Raw genomic sequence first — 16,042 nt, 5'->3', positions numbered from 1 at the left:
CATCGCTCGCCCGTCAATCGCTGCCCGGCTCAGGCCCGGGCGGGGTCGACTGGACTGAAGTCGACCTTCTCCCGGACTCCGCAGTCGGGGCAGCACCAGTCGTCGGGAACGTCGCTCCAGGCCGTGCCCGCCGCAAAGCCCTCCAGGTCGTTGCCGGAGGCGACCTCGTAAAGGTAATCGCAGCCGGGGCACTTGGCAGCAAGGACCTCGACCGCGGAGGTAGTCGCAATGGTGACGTCCTCGGACGTTGTGCAAGCGTGCTCCTTGGCGCCCCATCTGGCCAGAACTCGCCCGCGTTTCCGCGGGGAGATGTTCGCCAGTGTCAGGTCTCCGTCGTAATGTGCGGCGACTCGCTTGTCCATGATGTGCCAGAACAGCGGAGGGATGAGCGCCACCACGATCATGCCGGTATAGCCGGTCGGGAGCACCGGCGACTCCGGGAAGTCCCGCAGGGTCTGATAGCGCCGGGTCGGGTTGGCGTGATGATCGCTGTGGCGCTGCAGGTGGTAGAGTAAGACGTTGGTGGCGATGTTGTTGCTGTTCCAACTGTGTGAGGGATTGACGCGCTCGTAGCGCTGCCGACCGCCAGCACCGACTTTCTGGCGCAGCATCCCGTAGTGCTCCATGTAGTTCACCGCCTCCAGGAGGGAGAACCCGACGACGGCCTGGAGCAGCAGGTAGGGAAGGATGACGGGCCCGAGCCACAGGGCAAGGCCGCCCCACAGTGCCACCGACATGAGCCACGCGTTGAGGACGTCGTTCCCCAGGCGGAACGGGTGCTGCTTCTTGCGGGCGTAGCGCTTCTTCTCCAGGTGCCACGACGAGGCCAGCGAGCCGGCGACGGTGCGCGGCCAGGATCCGTAGAAGGTCTCGCCCATCTGGGCGGAGGCGGGGTCGTCCGGGGTGGCGACGCGGACGTGGTGGCCGCGATTGTGCTCGATGTAGAAATGGCCGTAGAACGTCTGGGCCAGTGCAATCTTAGAGAGCCAGCGTTCGGCGCCCTCGCGCTTGTGGCCGAGCTCGTGGGCGGTGTTGATGGCGACGCCTCCGACGATGCCGACTGAGACGGCGATCGCGATCCGGTCGACGGTGGACAGGTCATGCGATGCCAGGTACCACAGAGCGCCGACGAAGCCTGCGTATTGCACCGGGAGATAGAGGAAGGTCACCCAGCGGTAGTACTTGTCGTTCTCCAGCGCCTCGATGACCTCATCGGGCGGGTTGGTGTCGTCGTATCCCGAAAACAGATCCAAGAGTGGGATGACGACGAAGAACATCACTGGTGTGAGCCAAAACCATAGACTCGAACCGGTCGCCTCCATCAGCAGGACGCCGATGATCGGTAACAAGGGCACGGCGATGCCGAGCACCCAAAGGTAGCGCTTCTTGTCCTTCCACTTCGCGTGGGTGCGGTTGGACACCGCTGCTGCATTCATGACGGGCCTCCTCGGATTGTCCCAGGCCGCTGGTACAGCCCGGTGCCACGAGATTCGCAAGTGCGGCCCCCGTCCCGCTCGTGGCCTGGTTCAAGATCTATGCCGCCTTTTGTGTGCAGGGCCAGTCTGTTCGTCCATTCGCGATGCGACGCCTCCGAGACTGTGCCTAGGTCCAAGAGGCGACGCCGGATTGACACTCCGCCCCAAGCCGCGAGCAGTGGTGTGATGCGAGGGTGAGGCGGTCAGCAGAACGTCGTGAAAGGAACCTGACATGAGGATCGTGGTCGACCGGGACAGGTGCGAGGGGGCTTGGCATGTGTGAGGCGATGGCTACTTCGAGCTCGATGACGACGACACTATGGTGGTGCTCGAGGAGAACCCGCCCGAGAGTGAGCGCAGCGAGGTGCATGCGGCCGTGCAGGCTTGTCCGGTGCGTGCCCTGACGATCCAGGGCTGATCCGTGATCAGGGATGAATCGCTGCTCGTCGTCGGCGGTGGCCTTGCTGGACTGCGCGCCGTCGAGTCCGCTCGAGCGGCAGGGTGGGGAGGCCGAATCGGCTTGCCGGGACGGAGACGATCAAGCCGTACGACCGGCCCCATTGTCCGAGGACCATCTGGATGCCGCTGTCATCGCCAGGAAGGTCGTCCCGTTCCGCACCAGCCGTCAACTCGTCGACGATCTCGGCGTGGACGTGCTGCTCGGCTCCGCGGCGGTGAGCCTGGACACCGCCGAGCGGGTGGTGGGGTTCGAGCATGGGGGTGGGGTCGCGTACGACCGGCTCGTCATCGCCACGGGCCGCGGCGCCGATCGAGTTGCCCGGTCAGGCGGACATCGACGGTGCGTTCGGGCTGCGGACTGTTCAGGATGCGGATCGCATCCGGGAGGGTCTCGGCAGGGCGACTCATGTGATTGTCATCGGTACAGGTTCTATCGGCTCCGAAGTTGCTTCTGCCGCCGGCAAGCGTGGGATGGGCACGACGATTCTCGACAGCGAGTTGCTGCCGATGAAGCAGTCGGTCGGCCTGGCGGTGGTTTCGGAGTTGCTCGAGTTGCATCGCCATGCCGGCACCGCAGTGCGGCTCGGAGTGACGGTGTCCGGTTTCGAGGGCCATGACGGCCAGGTTTCAGCGGTCCTCCTCGAGGATGCCACCCGTGTCGAGGCCGACCTGGTTGTCGTCGGCATCGGGGCCCGCCCGGCGACCAGTTGGTTGGAGAACACCGGGATCCGGCTCCACGACCACGACCGAGGCCTCGTCTGCGGCGCAGACCTTCAGACCAGCGTGCCGGGCATCTGGGCCGCGGGCGACGTCGTCCACGCGCCCGATGCGGCACTCAACAGCACACTGGCCCGTACTGAGCACTGGACGAGCGCCGCCGAGAGCGGTGCGCAGGCTGGACGCAACGCAACCAGCGACGGCGCCGGGGAGCCGTTCCGGTCGCTCCCAAACCTCTGGTCGGACTGGTACGTCCACCGCATCCAGTTCGTGGGCAGCCATCGCGCCGACGCTGTCAGTGTCGCCGGCGAACCGGGACCGGGTGTCTTCGTTCTCTACCGTCGCGGCCGACAGGTTGTGGGCGCGCTGAGCATCGATCGCGGTGGCGACATCATGAAACTGTGCCGCCGCATCCTATATGGCGGTGACTGGGATGAGGCGATGGACTCGCACGCACGCGTTACGTCGAGCGCCCATCTGCACAGGTGTGAACGGGCCGTCGAAGCGGCCGGCTACTCAGCCTAGGTGCCGGGGGCGTGGAAGAGCTCCCAGTGCTGGATTGCCAGCCGAACCTCGTCACCGGTCTTGGTTATTGGCCGGTCCAGCAGTTCCTCGGCCCGACCGAGCCGATACCGGACGGTGTTGCGGTGTACGCAGAGCTGTTCGGCTGCCTCCTCCGCGTTCCCTCCGAGCGACAGGAATGCGAGAACGGTCTCGCGAATCCGCACGGTCGGCTCGTCCGGTGCCGCCAGTGGTCCCAACACACGGTCGACGAAGCGGTCGACCTCGGGACTGCAGCCAAGCAGGGAAAGGAGCTCCACCTGCTCGTAGCGCAAGACTGGTGTGGATGTGTCACCCCTTGCGGCGATCTGCAGGGTGCGTCGGGCATCTTCGTGGCTGCTGACGAAGCCTTCCCCGCCCGGTGCTGGTGCGCCGGCGTACAAGACGGCCCTGATGCTCGCCAGGTCGGGGATGAAGTCGTCGAGACGGTCCATCTCCGGCTGGTCACGTGTGCCGATCCAGGCCCACAGGTGGCGGCCCCCAGGGCGCACCACAAGAGGACTGCTGCCGCCGAGTCGGCGGGCGGCGTCGTGGGCAAGCCGGTCGAGCTCATCGATCGCGTCGGCGTTAGCGGCCTTGAGGATCAAGGCGGTGTGTTGCACCGACATCGGATAGCCGCCCAGAGCGGCCAAGGTGCGGCGAGGGTCAGTGGATTCTCGTGCCAAGAGGGCCTTTACGACCTCATACCGCTGTGTGGCTACGCCGTTGGTGTGACGGGAACTCTCGATGTGAAAGATCTCGGCGGACTCTGTTATCGACGCGTCGATCCACGAGCTCGCGCGTCCCCAGAAGAAAATCAGCAGCGCAGCATGGTCGATCTGGTAGCTAGGCAGTGCGTTGACGACGCCGGTTACGTAGCGCCACGACTCCTGCTGAGCGGCTCGGTAGATCTTGATCAGCAGTTCCAGTGGCAACTGGCGGTCAGCGACCTCACGAGCCATCCGACGGCCCGCTCCTGGCAGCTGGACACGGAACTCGGGTTGGACGAAGGCTGCCAGAAACGCAAGCCAGTGCTCTTTGACGGCATCATCCAGGATCGCGACGAAATCCGGCTCCAAGGCAAGTTCGGGCAGGTCACGCCGGATCGCGCTGCTCGTCCGGGTGACCCACTCGGCGACCATCTCTGGGCGCAGTTCATCGGAGACGAACTCGGGCAGCCAGGAGGCGAGCTCGGTGGGAAGTACATCGATAGTCAACTGAGATCCCTCCCGAACGGATAGACGCGCTGGCCTGCCAGGGTACTCCAGTCTGTGACCGTGCCCACATCGTGATCGCGCCAGGTTCACAGCCGCCGACAGGCCCGGCCGGGGCGCGATGCCGTTTGTCTGGGCGCACAATCCGCACCACGACTTTTGGGCCCAACCACTAGAGCCCGACGTTCGTCGGTTGATGAACTACGGCCGCCCGTTCGTGTGACGGGTAGCACATTTCGAACGAAGACAGGAGAACCCGGTGAACGCATCGCGCCCGGAACAGCCCTACGACGTAGTGGTGGTCGGCTCTGGCTTCGGTGGTTCGGTCGCCGCCCTACGACTGGTCGAGAAGGGTTATCGGGTACTGGTGCTGGAGGCTGGTCGCCGATTCCGAGACAAGGACTTCGCGGCGACGTCCTGGGACGCCCGGAAGTTCCTCTTCGCGCCACGAGTTGGCTGTTTCGGAATCCAGCGGATCCGTCTCCTTCGCGACGTGATTGTTCTGGCCGGCGCGGGGGTGGGCGGTGGCTCCCTGGTATATGCGAACACCCTCTACGAGCCTCGTTCAGATGCGTTCTACCGTGACCCTCAGTGGTCCCACATCACCGACTGGCGCGAGGAGTTGGCGCCGTACTACGACCAGGCGAAGCGGATGCTGGGCGTCCGCCCCAACCCGACCACGACCAGGTCCGACGAGATCATGGGCGAGGTCGCAGCCGAGCTTGGCGTGGCCGATTCCTACGGCCCTGCGCCGGTCGGGGTCTTCTTCGGTCGCGGTGACACGTTGGAGCCGGGCGTAACGGTCGCCGACCCGTACTTCGGCGGGGTCGGCCCCGACCGCACCGGTTGTCTGGAGTGCGGCGAGTGCATGACCGGATGTCGGCACAACGCGAAGAACACGCTGCTGAAGAACTACCTCCATCTCGCCGAGCGGGGTGGTGCCGAGGTGCGGGAGCTCACCACCGTCGACAGCATCACCCCGTACGACTGCGGCTACCGCATCGCGGTTCACGAGTCGGGCGGCTCGCGCCGCCGCACCGCGCACACGATCACGGCCGACCAGGTCATCATCGCTGCCGGCACCTGGGGTACGCAGGAGTTGCTGCACACCATGAAGCAGCGCGGGCTCCTACCCGGCCTCTCGGACCGGCTCGGTGAGCTGACCCGCACGAACTCCGAAGCGCTGTGCACCGCGAGCATGCGGCCCGGAGCCCGGATCGACGGCGACCTCAACCGCGGCGTCGCCATCACCAGCTCGATCCACCCCAACGACCACACCCACATCGAGCCGGTGCGCTACGGCGCCGGCTCCGGGTTCATGGGGTTGCTCACCACCGTCATGACCGACGGCGGCGGCCGGGTGCCCAGGGCGCTGAAGTGGATCGGCCAGATCCTGCGCCACCCCGTCCAGTTCCTCGGTCACTACCTGGGGATCCGCACCTGGGCGGAGCGTACGGTCATCGCCTTGGTCATGCAGACCAGCGACAACTCGATCACCGTCTTCGGCAAGAAGCGGCGCTTCGGTCGCGGGGCGCTGCGGCTGTCCTCGAAGCAGGGCCACGGCGAGCCGAACCCGACCTGGATCCCGGTCGCCAACCAGGCGATCCGCAGCATCAGCGAGAAGATCGACGGCCGGCCGTTCTCGAGCATCGGCGAGATCTTCAACATCCCGATGACGGCCCACTTCCTTGGTGGCTGCGTCATCGGGGACAGCGCGGAGAGCGGCGTCGTCGACCCCTACCACCGCGTCCACGGCCACCCTGGGCTGCACATCACCGACGGCTCGACGATCTCCGCCAACCTCGGCGTGAACCCGAGCCTGACCATCACCGCGCAGGCCGAGCGCGCCATGTCCTTGTGGCCGAACAAGGGCGAGACCGACCTGCGCCCGCCGCTCGGTGCCGCATACGAGCGGATCGCGCCGGTCGGCCCGAAGCAGCCGATGGTGCCGGCCGAGGCGCCGGCCGCGTTGCGGCTTCCGGTGGTCGAGATCAACGGTCGGGCCGCTTCATGACGGCCACCCAGACAGACCGGATGGAGCCGTCCGGTCCCCGCGGCATGACGCCCGAGCGTCAGCGGATCGCCGCCGAGGCGCTCCAGTCGAACGCCCTCTTCAAGGCGCTGGCGTCCTTCGGCGACTTCTACGCTTTCGTCGTCTCGGTCTTCCGCAAGGGGTTCACGCACAGCTTCCAGTTCCGCGAGTTCGTCTCCCAGGCCTGGTTCATCACGACCGTCTCGTTCTGGCCCGCGCTCCTGGTCGCGATCCCGTTCTGCGTCGTCATCATCTTCCAGGTCAACCAGCTCCTGATCGAGATCGGCGCGGTCGACCTCGCCGGGGCCGGGGCCGCCGTCGCCGTCGTCCGCGAGATCGGTCCGATCGTCAGCGTCCTGGTCGTCGCCGGTGCCGGGGCGACCGCGATCTGCGCGGACCTGGGCTCCCGCAAGATCCGCGAGGAGATCGACGCGATGACCACGCTCGGGATCGACCCGATCCACCGGCTCGTCGTGCCGCGCGTGGCCGCCTCGACCCTGGTGGGCATCGCCCTCAACGGACTGGTGACCGTCGTCGGCCTGGTCGGCGGCTACTTCTTCTCGGTGGTGCTGCAGGGCGCGACCCCAGGGCTCTACCTCAACGACCTCACCCTTCTCGTGGGCTTGTCAGACTTCATCGCAGCTGAGGCGAAAGCCGCGATCTTCGGACTGCTGGCCGGGTTGACTGCCTGCTACCTGGGCCTCAACGCCAAGGGCGGCCCCAAGGGCGTCGGGGAAGCGGTGAACCAGACAGTCGTGTTCGCGTTCATGCTTCTGTTCGCCGCCAACAGCGTGATCAGCACCCTGTTCCTCCAGTTCAAGTTGGGAGCCTGAGATGGCGGTCAACGCATCAGCACTCCGCGAGCTCGGCGAGCAGCTCGCCTTCCATGCACGCGCCTACTCCCACGTCCCTCATGCCTTCCACCGCTACCGCAAGGAAGTTGTCCGGCTCCTGGCCGAGGTCGCGATGGGAACCGGGGCCTTGGCACTGATCGGCGGGACCGTTCTCGTGATCGGGTTTCTCACCGCGGCGTCGGGCATCGAGGTCGGCCTGCAGGCGTACACCTCCTTCGACAACATCGGCGTCTCCGCGCTGTCGGGATTCTTCTCGGCGTACTTCAACACCCGCGAGGTGGCTCCGATCATCGCCGGGATCGCGCTCACCGCGACCGTCGGCGCGGGCTTCACCGCCCAGATCGGCGCGATGCGGGTCTCAGAAGAGATCGATGCGCTCGAGGTGATGGCGGTGCCGCCGGTGCCCTACCTGGTCACCACCCGGATCATGGCCGGGCTCATCGCGGTCATCCCGCTGTACGCCATCGCGGTGATGATGTGCTGGCTGGCGACCCGGCTCGTGGTGACCGTCGGCTACGACGAGGCACCGGGTACCTACCAGCACTACTTCGACACCTTCCTGATCCCCGGCGACCTGTTCCTGTCCATGTTGAAGGTCACGATCATGGCGCTGGTCGTGGTCTCGGTGTGCTGCTACCACGGATTCAAGGCCGCGGGCGGACCCGCCGGCGTCGGCCGTGCCGTCGGCCGCGCCGTGCGGTCGGCCCTCATCGCCATCATGTTCGTCGACCTGATCTTCGGCATCGCCATCTGGGGCGGTCCGTCGGTCCACATCGCGGGGTGATCGGGCATGGTTGATCGTCACGTCACGTACGGCCTCACCTTCATCGCGCTGATCCTCGCGCTGATCGTCGGCACCGTCGCCAGCTATAAGGGCGTCTTCCGCTCCACCGTCCCGCTCACCGTCTCCTCCGACCGGGCCGGTCTGACTTTGGCCCCGGGGGCAGCGGTCAAACTCCGAGGTGTGGTGATCGGCCGGGTCGGTTCGGTCGACCATGACGCCGGCGACGGGGTCTCGATCCAGCTCGAAATCGACCAGGACGAGCTCAATCAGATCTCCAGCGACACCACCGCCGAGATCGTCCCGCCGACAGCGTTCGGAGCAAAGTACATCCAGCTCAACCCCGGTGAGCCGGGCGCCGAGCGGATCCAGGCCGGGTCCACGATCGACGCCGACCGGGTCACGGTCGAGGTCGACGAGGCGTTCGAGAACCTCACTCAGGTACTGGACACTGCCAAGCCTGCCGAGGTCGCGGCCGCGCTCACCGCCGTCTCGCAGGCGGTCGACCAGCGCGGCGAGGACATCGGGCTCCTGATCACCCAGACCAACGGCTACCTCACCTCGTTCAACCCCTATCTGAGCACCCTCACCAGCGACATCAGGTCGGGCGCGAGCGTCGCTCAGACCTACGACACCGCGCGGCCCGACCTGGTGGCCCTGGCCGACAAGGCTGCGGTGACCAGCAGGACCCTGACCACCCAGCAGAAGTCGCTGCACGCCTTCGAGGTCAGCCTGTACTCCTTCGACAACAGCGCGAGCCAGCTGCTGGACAGCTCGGGTAGGCGGCTGACCACCACGTTGAAGCTGACCGCCCCGGTCGCTGACGTAGTCGAGCGCTACTCGCCGGAGCTCCCGTGCACGATCCTCGGCCTCGCCTCGGCCAACAAGCTCGCCGAGGCCGCCGTCGGCGGCACACATCCGGGAATCACCACGATCACCCGCATCGTCCCGGGTCGCGATCCATACACGTACGAGCGCAACCTGCCGAAGATCGGCGACACCAGGTCTCCCGAGTGCTACGGGCTTCCGTACGTCACCGAGGAGGAGGCACAGGCTGCGGTGCCGACCTTCGCAACCGGCGCCAACCCCTACGCGGGCAAGCAGCCCACGGTCCAGGAGAACACGCTCACCACGCTGCTCGGCCTGCTGGCCGGTGGCGCCAACGCCGCAGGAGGTAAACAGTGACCAGCAACAGTAAACTTCGGCGCCGGGAGCGTTCCGACCTGATCAAGTTCGGAATCTTCTTGGTGGTCGCGGCGCTGTTCACCTACTGGGTCGGTGTGGTGACGGCCGCGCATCGCCCCGGCGACCGGGTTACGTACGATGCCGTCTTCGCCAACGTGTCGGGTCTCCAAAAGGGCGACTCGGTCCGGATCGCCGGCGTGGACGTCGGCAAGGTCACGGCCCTGGCAGTCCAGCGCGACGCAACCGTGCGCGTCTCCTTTGACGTCCCGCGGGACCAGAAGCTCAACGCCTCGACCGAGGCCACGGTGCAGTACCGGAACCTCATCGGCGACCGGATCGTCCAACTCAGCCGGCCCGACCCGGACGCCAGACCGATCAAGGCCGGCGACACCATCCCAATATCCCAGACCAGGCCGGCCCTCGACCTCGACCTGCTGCTCAACGGGTTCAAGCCGCTCTTCGCGGGCCTTGCCCCGGCGCAGATCAACGCCTTCTCCGGTGACCTGATCAAGATCCTCCAAGGGCAGAGCTCCGCCATCTCCACGCTGGTGCAGCGGGCGGCCTCGCTCACCACGACGCTCGGGAACCGCCAGGAGCTGATCGGGGAGGTGATCCGCAACCTCAACACTGTCGTCGGCACCCTCGATGACAAGCGCGAGACCATCCAGGCGCTCATCGACCAGTTCAGCAAGCTTCTCGACGGTCTCGAGCAGCAGGACACCCAGATCCTCGATGCAGCGGCGCAGACCGACCGGTTCGCCCGTGACGCGGCGTCACTGGTCGAGGCGGGCAGGGAAGACCTGGCGGCCGACCTTACTCAGCTCACCAAGACGGCGAACGGCATCAACCAGGAGCAGGCCACTCTTCAGCAGGTCCTGCAGAAGCTGCCGAACCACTACGCGGCGATCCAGAACACCGCCTCGTACGGCAACTACTTCAACTTCTTCCTGTGTGGGGTCCGGATCCAGACCGAGGCCACCATCACGACTCCCTGGATCATGTCCGACACGCAGAGGTGCAAACGATGAGCGTCCGTACGCCCTCCCAGAACGCCGCCCGAGGCCTGATCGGCACCATGGCGATCGCCCTGGTGGTCACCGCCAGCCTCAACTACAACAAGCTCCCGCTCGTGGGCAACGGTGACATCATCCACGCCGCCTTCACCGAGGCCGGTGGCCTCAAAGGTGGAGATGCCGTGATGGTCTCCGGCGCCCAGGTGGGCAAGGTTCGTGACGTCCGTCTCGATGGCGACGAGGTCGTCGCCGACTTGGTCGTCACCGAAGGTGATGTCGACCTCGGCGGCAAGACCGAGGCACGCATCATCACGGTCACGCTCCTCGGCCGGGCCGCCGTCGAGCTCGTCCCCTCCGGCAGCGGGCGGCTGAGTGCCGGTGACACGATCCCGACCTCCCGGACGTCCTCGCCCTACAACCTCACCGCCACGCTGAACGAACTGACGACGACCACGGCGGACATCGACAAGGCACAGCTGGCCGGCGCGCTCGACCAGGCCAGCGCGGCTCTGAGCGGAACCCACGACGACGTCGGGCCCGCTCTGCGAGGTGTCACTGAGCTCACCGCCGCCGTCGAACAGAACGACGACCAACTTCGCGCCCTGCTCGCCCGCGCCTCACGGGTCTCGGGCGTCCTCGCCAGTCGCAACGAGCAGATCGAGACCCTACTTGTCTCCGGACAGTCGCTGCTCCAGCAGCTCAACGCTCGCCAGGCCGTCGTAGTGAGCCTGCTTAGCAGCGTGCAGGACCTCTCCACGCAGCTGCGTGGACTCGTCGACGACAACCGGGCCACCCTCGGCCCGGCACTGGACCAGCTCGATGCGGTGGTCACTCTGCTCAACCGGAACAAGGCGGCTCTCCAGGACGCCATCACCGGCCTACGCGGGTACGTCACCGGGTTCGGGGAGGCCATCTCGACCGGACCGTGGTTCGACGCGTACATCCAGAACCTCACCTCGCCAGGCACGCTGGTGCCGATCGTCTCGGGGGTCGTGAAATGACCAACTCCTCCAGTCTCCTGCTGCGCCGTGTCCTGATCGGGCTCGCGCTACTGCTCCTCGCCACGGGCGGCTACTACACGGTCAAGGACACCCGCTCGACGGTGCTGACCGCGGTCTTCAGCAACGCCGACGGGCTCTACGAGGGCGACGACGTCAAGGTCCTCGGCGTCGCCGTCGGCCGGGTCACCGAGGTCGATCCGCAAGACGACGGCGTACATGTGAGGATCGAGGTCGAGGGCGGGCAGCGGATTCCGGCCGAGGCCAACGCCGCGATCGTCTCCCCGAGCCTGGTCAGCGGACGGTTCGTCCAGCTCTCGCCGGCCTACACCGACGGCCCGGCGATGCCCGACGGTGGCCAGATCCAGCTGGACCGCACCGCGGTGCCGGTCTCGTTCGACGAGGTCAAGAAGCAGCTCACCGACCTCGCCACCGCGCTCGCTCCCGATGGCTCCGGCAAGCAGCCGCTCCGGACCGCCATCGAGACCCTGGACGCCAACCTCCGCAACGGCAACGCCGAGCAACTGAGCGAGGCAGTTGAGGGGCTCCGCAGCGCCACCGCGACCCTCTCGGACGGGCGCGCCGACATGTTCACGACCGTCTCCAACCTGAACAGCTTCACCAAGAACCTCGCTGTCAACGATGCCGCCGTGGCCGGGTTCACCGAGCAGCTCAGCGAGGTCTCCGCGGTGTTGGCCGCCAACCGGCGCGAGCTCACCAAGGCGATCGAGGAGCTCTCCGCGGCACTGGTGGCGACGGGTGAGCTCACCCACGACAACCGCGGCAGGATCAAGAACTCCGTACGCGACCTGAACCTGCTCAGCGCTGCCCTCGCGGACCGATCCAACCAGCTGGCGGCGATCCTGCACATGGCTCCGACGGCCTTGATCGATCTCTTCAACGTCATCGACAAGCAGGCAATCACCGGCCGGGCCTCACTGACCGGGCTCAACGACGCCGCCCAGCTCGTCTGCGGCGCCGTGCTCGGTGCCGGCGGCACGGCACAGCAGTGCCGTGATGCGCTCGCGCCGCTTGTCGACCTGATCAAGACCGCCCAGCAAGGCACGACCGGGCCAGGCGCGACGGGGCCAGGCACGGGGCAGCCAGAGATGGACCCACCGGCCGACCCGGGGCGACCGCCGACACCGCTCCCTGACCTGGGCTCGGGCCTCGACGGGGTACAACCCCTCTTGCCCGGCCTGCTCGGCACCGACCTCGGAGGCGACCGATGAAGACACAGATCCTGGCCACCATGGCCGCAATCGTGGTCGGCCTGACCGGCTGCACGAGCCTCCAGCCGAACGATCACACACTTCCCGGCCAGCCCGGCGTCGGCGGGGACGGCTACACCGTCACCGTCACCTTCGACGAGGTCGCGAACCTGGTGCCGAACTCCGCCGTGCAGATGGACAACGTCGTCATCGGCACCGTCGCCGGCATCAGCGTCTCGGACTGGCAGGCAAAGGTCCGGCTCCGGCTGATGAAATCTGCCCGCGTCCCGGCCGATGCCACCTTCGCGATCGGACAGAAGACCCTGCTCGGCGCCCAGTACATCGACGTCAGCGCGCCCGGGCCAGCCCCGACACCGAGCAGCGCCGACAGCATCGCGGCAGCGGCGGAGCGGACCGAGATACTGCAGCACGGCGCCCGGGTTCCGGTCACCCAGACCGGTACCTACCCGGCCACCGAGCAGGTCCTCGGCGCGGTGGCGCTACTGCTCAACAACGGCGGGTTGTCGCAGATCGAGACCATCACCTCCGAGCTGGCGACCGCGCTGGACGACCGGGTCCCCGACACCCGCAACCTGGTGCGACGGACCAACGAGCTGCTCGCGGTGCTCGACGATAACAAGAGTGAGATCGTGCAGGCGCTCGAGGCGCTCGACCGGCTCTCCGCCGGCCTCGCTAAGGACCGGACGGTCCTGGCGAACGCGATCGACGATATCGCTCCGGGGCTGCGTGCGCTCGAGGAGGAGCGGGAGAGCCTCGTCCGCGCTGTCACCCGGACCGGCGAGACCGGAGATCGGGCGACCAAGGTCATCCGGGCCAGCCGTACGGCTCTCCTCACGAACCTGGACGCCCTGCGGCCCATCCTGACCAGCCTCGGCAAGGTCGGCGACTCCATCCCCGAGGCGCTCAAGCTCGCTCTGACCATCCCGTTCCCCGCGATGACCACGACCAACGCGCTGCGTGGCGACTACGCCAACCTCTTCGCGACGCTCGACCTCCGCGGCTCGAGCCTCACCGAAACCTGGCTCACCGGATTCGGGCCGACCGGCCTGCCTCCCGTTGGCGCCGCCCCCACGTCGACACCCATCCCGAGCACGTCCGACGACAGCGGCTGCCTGATGGCGAACCTGGGGGGCTGCTGATGCTGCTGACGAGACTGGTGAAGCGGCAGTTGGGCGTCTTCGCCTGCCTGACGGCTCTCGCGCTCGGGCTGATGGTCTTCACCTATGCGAGAGTCCCGGCGATGCTCGGCATCGGGGTCTACCAGGTCACCGCCGAGTTCAAAGATGCCAGCGGGCTCTACGAGAGCGCCCTGGTCACCTATCGGGGCGTCAAGGTCGGGCAGGTGACCGACCTTGAGGTGACCCCGCGAGCAGCCGTCGCCACTCTTCGTCTCGATGATGGCACCAGGATCCCCGGCAACGTTGACGCTGAGCTCCACAGCACCTCCGCGGTGGGGGAGCAGTACGTCTCCCTGGTCTCGCCGTCGACCACCAAGGCGGCCTTGAGCGCCGGGGACGTGCTACCAACTTCACGCACCGTCGACATGCCCCAGATCGCGCCCGTCCTGGATGCCGTCAACCACCTGCTTGAGTCCGTGCCGCAGCGACAGACACGCAACGTACTGGATCAGGTCGACACCGGCCTCGGGTCGAGCAGCGAGGACGTCGGCCGGCTGATCGAGGAATCCAGCACGCTCTTGGACACAGCCCAGCAGGAGGTCACCTCGACGACCGAGCTGATCCGCGCCCTGGAGCCGGTGCTCGCCACCCAGCAGGAGATGGCGCCGCAGACCGTGTCGTCGATGTCGTCGCTCCGCGCGCTCACCAAGGAGCTCGCGGCGAACGACGCCGACCTGCGCTCGCTGCTCCGCGACGGGCGTACGGGTCTGGACAGCACCGCCGCGACAGTTGATGACCTCCAGACCACGCTGCCGATGCTCTTGGACAACTTGATGGTCAACGGCGAGGTGCTCAACACCTATCTTCCGCAGCTTCAGCAGACCCTGGTCGTGTACCCCGCCACGATCGGACGACTTCAACAGACGGTCAATCCGCGGGCGAAGGAGGGCGACGTGAAGCTGGACCTACGCGCAGGCGTCAACAATCCACCGTCATGCACGACGGGATACCTGTCCACCGACGATCGACGCAGCCCGTCCGAGGAGAACGTACGCAAGGTCGACTCGCTCGCTCACTGCCAGACCGCGCCCGACGACCCGTCCTCGGTGCGGGGCGCTCGTAACCAGCCGTGTCCGAACTCCAGTGCGCGGGGTCATCTGCCCTCCTCGTGCGGGCTGGAGTTCGGCAAGGGGCGCTGGCCCGAGGGCGACGATCCGAACGCGCCAAAGGCTCCGGCAGGTGAGCCGTCGTCGACGGGGACGACGGACGCATCTGAGGACAACTCCTGGAAGCAGTTGTTCCTCGAGCCGGTCGGGCTGTGGTGACGATGTCCAGACTCTCCACAAGGACCTTCGTTCTCCTGCTGGTGCTGGGCATCGGGCTGCTCGCGTTCGCCGGGCAGCGCGCTTGGTCCTGGCGCGAGGACGTAAGCGCGGAGCATCAGCGGGCAGAGGCCGTCTCGGCGGCTTCCACCGAGGTCACCCGACTGATCTCGGTCAGCGCAGAGGACTCGGAGGCGGCCTTCGAGTCCCTTCTCGACGGCGCGACCGCCTCCTTCCGCAGCGACCTGAAGCAGCAGGCAAGTGCGCTGCAGAAGGCGCTGAAGGCCAACAAGGTCGACGCCGAGGGCGAGGTCGTCTCGGCCGGTGTGGCGCGCTCGACCGACGAGCAGGCGACGGTGTACATCGCGGCGACCGGCACGGTGTCGAACTCGGGCACGAAGGCACCACAGCAACGTGGCTATCGGGTCAAGGTCGAGATGCGGAACGTCGAGGGCCGCTGGCTCGTCTCCGGACTGGAGTTCATCCCGTGACCATGGAGGAGATCGAGATGCCAACAGCCCTCTCAGAAGAGACCGAGGTGGACGAGCACGTGGACAAGTCGCGACCGCCCGAATCCGGTCGGCTCCGGCTCGACCTGGGGGGAAGACTGCTGCGCTGGGCGATCGTGCTGCTCGTGATCGTCGGACTGGCCGCGGCGATAACCTTCGCCGCGCTCGCCGGTCACGCCTCGGACCGCGCTCGGGACCGAACCGATGCGCTCGCCACGGCCAAGAGCCGGGTGCCCGTCCTGCTGAGCTACGACCACCGCACGCTCGAAGCAGACCTCGACCGGTCCAAGAACCAGACCACCGGCCGGTTTCGCACCGACTACACCAAGCTGCTCGAAGGCCCTGTCGCCAAGGCAGCGACCCAGAAACAGATCTCCACGAAGGCGACCCTCTCCGGGGCAGGCGTCGTCGAGGTCGCCGGGCCGCGGGTCACGGTCCTGGTCTTCATCACGCAGACCACGATCGCGCCTGGAGCCGAGCCCAGCGTCAGTGCATCGCGCGTCGAGGTGAAGATGCAAAGGGTCGGCAACGGCTGGAAGGTGGCTGGGCTCACGCCCCGCTGACCGGACGACAAACCGCGAGTGGAGGCATTG

At 66.9% G+C, this 16,042-nt stretch carries 15 protein-coding genes and 1 pseudogene; 13 read left to right on the top strand and 3 right to left on the bottom strand.

Annotation, left to right across the window (positions count from 1 at the left end):
• Positions 1-29: 29 nt before the first annotated feature.
• Positions 30-1,436, bottom strand: coding sequence for a fatty acid desaturase (locus tag ABT304_RS02765; protein WP_350713235.1), 1,407 nt, complete (start codon positions 1,434-1,436; stop codon positions 30-32).
• 340 nt (positions 1,437-1,776) lie between these two features.
• On the opposite strand from ABT304_RS02765, the pseudogene ABT304_RS02760 reads away from it, so the two are divergent.
• Positions 1,777-1,893: pseudogene (locus tag ABT304_RS02760) on the top strand (ferredoxin); the annotation flags it as partial.
• 7 nt (positions 1,894-1,900) lie between these two features.
• On the opposite strand, the gene ABT304_RS02755 reads toward ABT304_RS02760, so the two are convergent.
• Positions 1,901-2,191 carry a hypothetical protein gene (locus ABT304_RS02755; RefSeq protein ID WP_350713234.1) on the bottom strand — a complete coding sequence of 97 codons (291 nt, stop codon included), beginning with the start codon at positions 2,189-2,191 and terminating at the stop codon, positions 1,901-1,903.
• Between ABT304_RS02755 and ABT304_RS02750 the strand changes: the two genes are divergently transcribed.
• Positions 2,190-3,176 (top strand): FAD-dependent oxidoreductase, encoded by a 987-nt coding sequence (locus ABT304_RS02750; protein WP_350713233.1) that lies wholly within the window; start codon positions 2,190-2,192, stop codon positions 3,174-3,176. The two genes, ABT304_RS02755 and ABT304_RS02750, sit on opposite strands and share 2 nt — an antisense overlap.
• Here the strand turns inward: ABT304_RS02750 and ABT304_RS02745 are convergent.
• A complete protein-coding gene (locus ABT304_RS02745) occupies positions 3,173-4,408 on the bottom strand; it encodes a PucR family transcriptional regulator (protein WP_350713232.1) in 1,236 nt (411 codons plus the stop codon). The genes ABT304_RS02750 and ABT304_RS02745 overlap by 4 nt on opposite strands.
• A 256-nt stretch (positions 4,409-4,664) precedes the next feature.
• Here ABT304_RS02745 and ABT304_RS02740 point away from each other — a divergent pair, with 256 nt between their 5' ends.
• The 11 genes from ABT304_RS02740 to ABT304_RS02690 are packed head-to-tail and all read left to right on the top strand — an operon-like array spanning position 4,665 to position 16,012.
• Positions 4,665-6,419 carry an FAD-dependent oxidoreductase gene (locus ABT304_RS02740; protein ID WP_350713231.1) on the top strand — a complete coding sequence of 585 codons (1,755 nt, stop codon included), beginning with the start codon at positions 4,665-4,667 and terminating at the stop codon, positions 6,417-6,419.
• A complete protein-coding gene (locus ABT304_RS02735) occupies positions 6,416-7,270 on the top strand; it encodes an MlaE family ABC transporter permease (RefSeq protein ID WP_008362696.1) in 855 nt (284 codons plus the stop codon). The genes ABT304_RS02740 and ABT304_RS02735 overlap by 4 nt, the downstream gene beginning before the upstream one ends.
• Before the next feature lies 1 nt (position 7,271).
• On the top strand, positions 7,272-8,075 hold the full coding sequence (locus ABT304_RS02730) for an MlaE family ABC transporter permease (RefSeq protein ID WP_008362695.1): 804 nt from the start codon (positions 7,272-7,274) through the stop codon (positions 8,073-8,075).
• 6 nt (positions 8,076-8,081) lie between these two features.
• Positions 8,082-9,257, top strand: a complete 1,176-nt coding sequence (locus tag ABT304_RS02725) for an MCE family protein (protein WP_179661061.1) — start codon at positions 8,082-8,084, stop codon at positions 9,255-9,257.
• Positions 9,254-10,285 carry an MCE family protein gene (locus ABT304_RS02720; protein WP_008362693.1) on the top strand — a complete coding sequence of 344 codons (1,032 nt, stop codon included), beginning with the start codon at positions 9,254-9,256 and terminating at the stop codon, positions 10,283-10,285. The genes ABT304_RS02725 and ABT304_RS02720 overlap by 4 nt, the downstream gene beginning before the upstream one ends.
• Entirely contained in the window at positions 10,282-11,271 is a 990-nt protein-coding gene (locus ABT304_RS02715; protein ID WP_008362692.1) for an MCE family protein, read from the top strand. Before ABT304_RS02720 ends, ABT304_RS02715 begins: the two co-directional genes overlap by 4 nt.
• Positions 11,268-12,500, top strand: a complete 1,233-nt coding sequence (locus tag ABT304_RS02710; protein WP_008362691.1) for an MCE family protein — start codon at positions 11,268-11,270, stop codon at positions 12,498-12,500. The genes ABT304_RS02715 and ABT304_RS02710 overlap by 4 nt, the downstream gene beginning before the upstream one ends.
• Positions 12,497-13,639, top strand: coding sequence for an MCE family protein (locus tag ABT304_RS02705; protein ID WP_008362689.1), 1,143 nt, complete (start codon positions 12,497-12,499; stop codon positions 13,637-13,639). Before ABT304_RS02710 ends, ABT304_RS02705 begins: the two co-directional genes overlap by 4 nt.
• Entirely contained in the window at positions 13,639-14,943 is a 1,305-nt protein-coding gene (locus tag ABT304_RS02700) for an MCE family protein (protein ID WP_350713230.1), read from the top strand. The genes ABT304_RS02705 and ABT304_RS02700 overlap by 1 nt, the downstream gene beginning before the upstream one ends.
• Positions 14,944-14,945: 2 nt before the next feature.
• Positions 14,946-15,431 (top strand): Rv1363c family protein, encoded by a 486-nt coding sequence (locus ABT304_RS02695; RefSeq protein ID WP_350713229.1) that lies wholly within the window; start codon positions 14,946-14,948, stop codon positions 15,429-15,431.
• Positions 15,432-15,448: 17 nt separating this feature from the next.
• Positions 15,449-16,012, top strand: coding sequence for an Rv1363c family protein (locus ABT304_RS02690; protein ID WP_350713228.1), 564 nt, complete (start codon positions 15,449-15,451; stop codon positions 16,010-16,012).
• Positions 16,013-16,042 lie beyond the last annotated feature (30 nt).

The sequence above is a fragment of the Nocardioides sp. NPDC000445 genome (genome assembly GCF_040300245.1).
GTDB lineage: Bacteria > Actinomycetota > Actinomycetes > Propionibacteriales > Nocardioidaceae > Nocardioides.
Note: the sequence above shows the minus strand (reverse complement) of the source record. Positions and strands in the feature narration are given on the sequence as shown.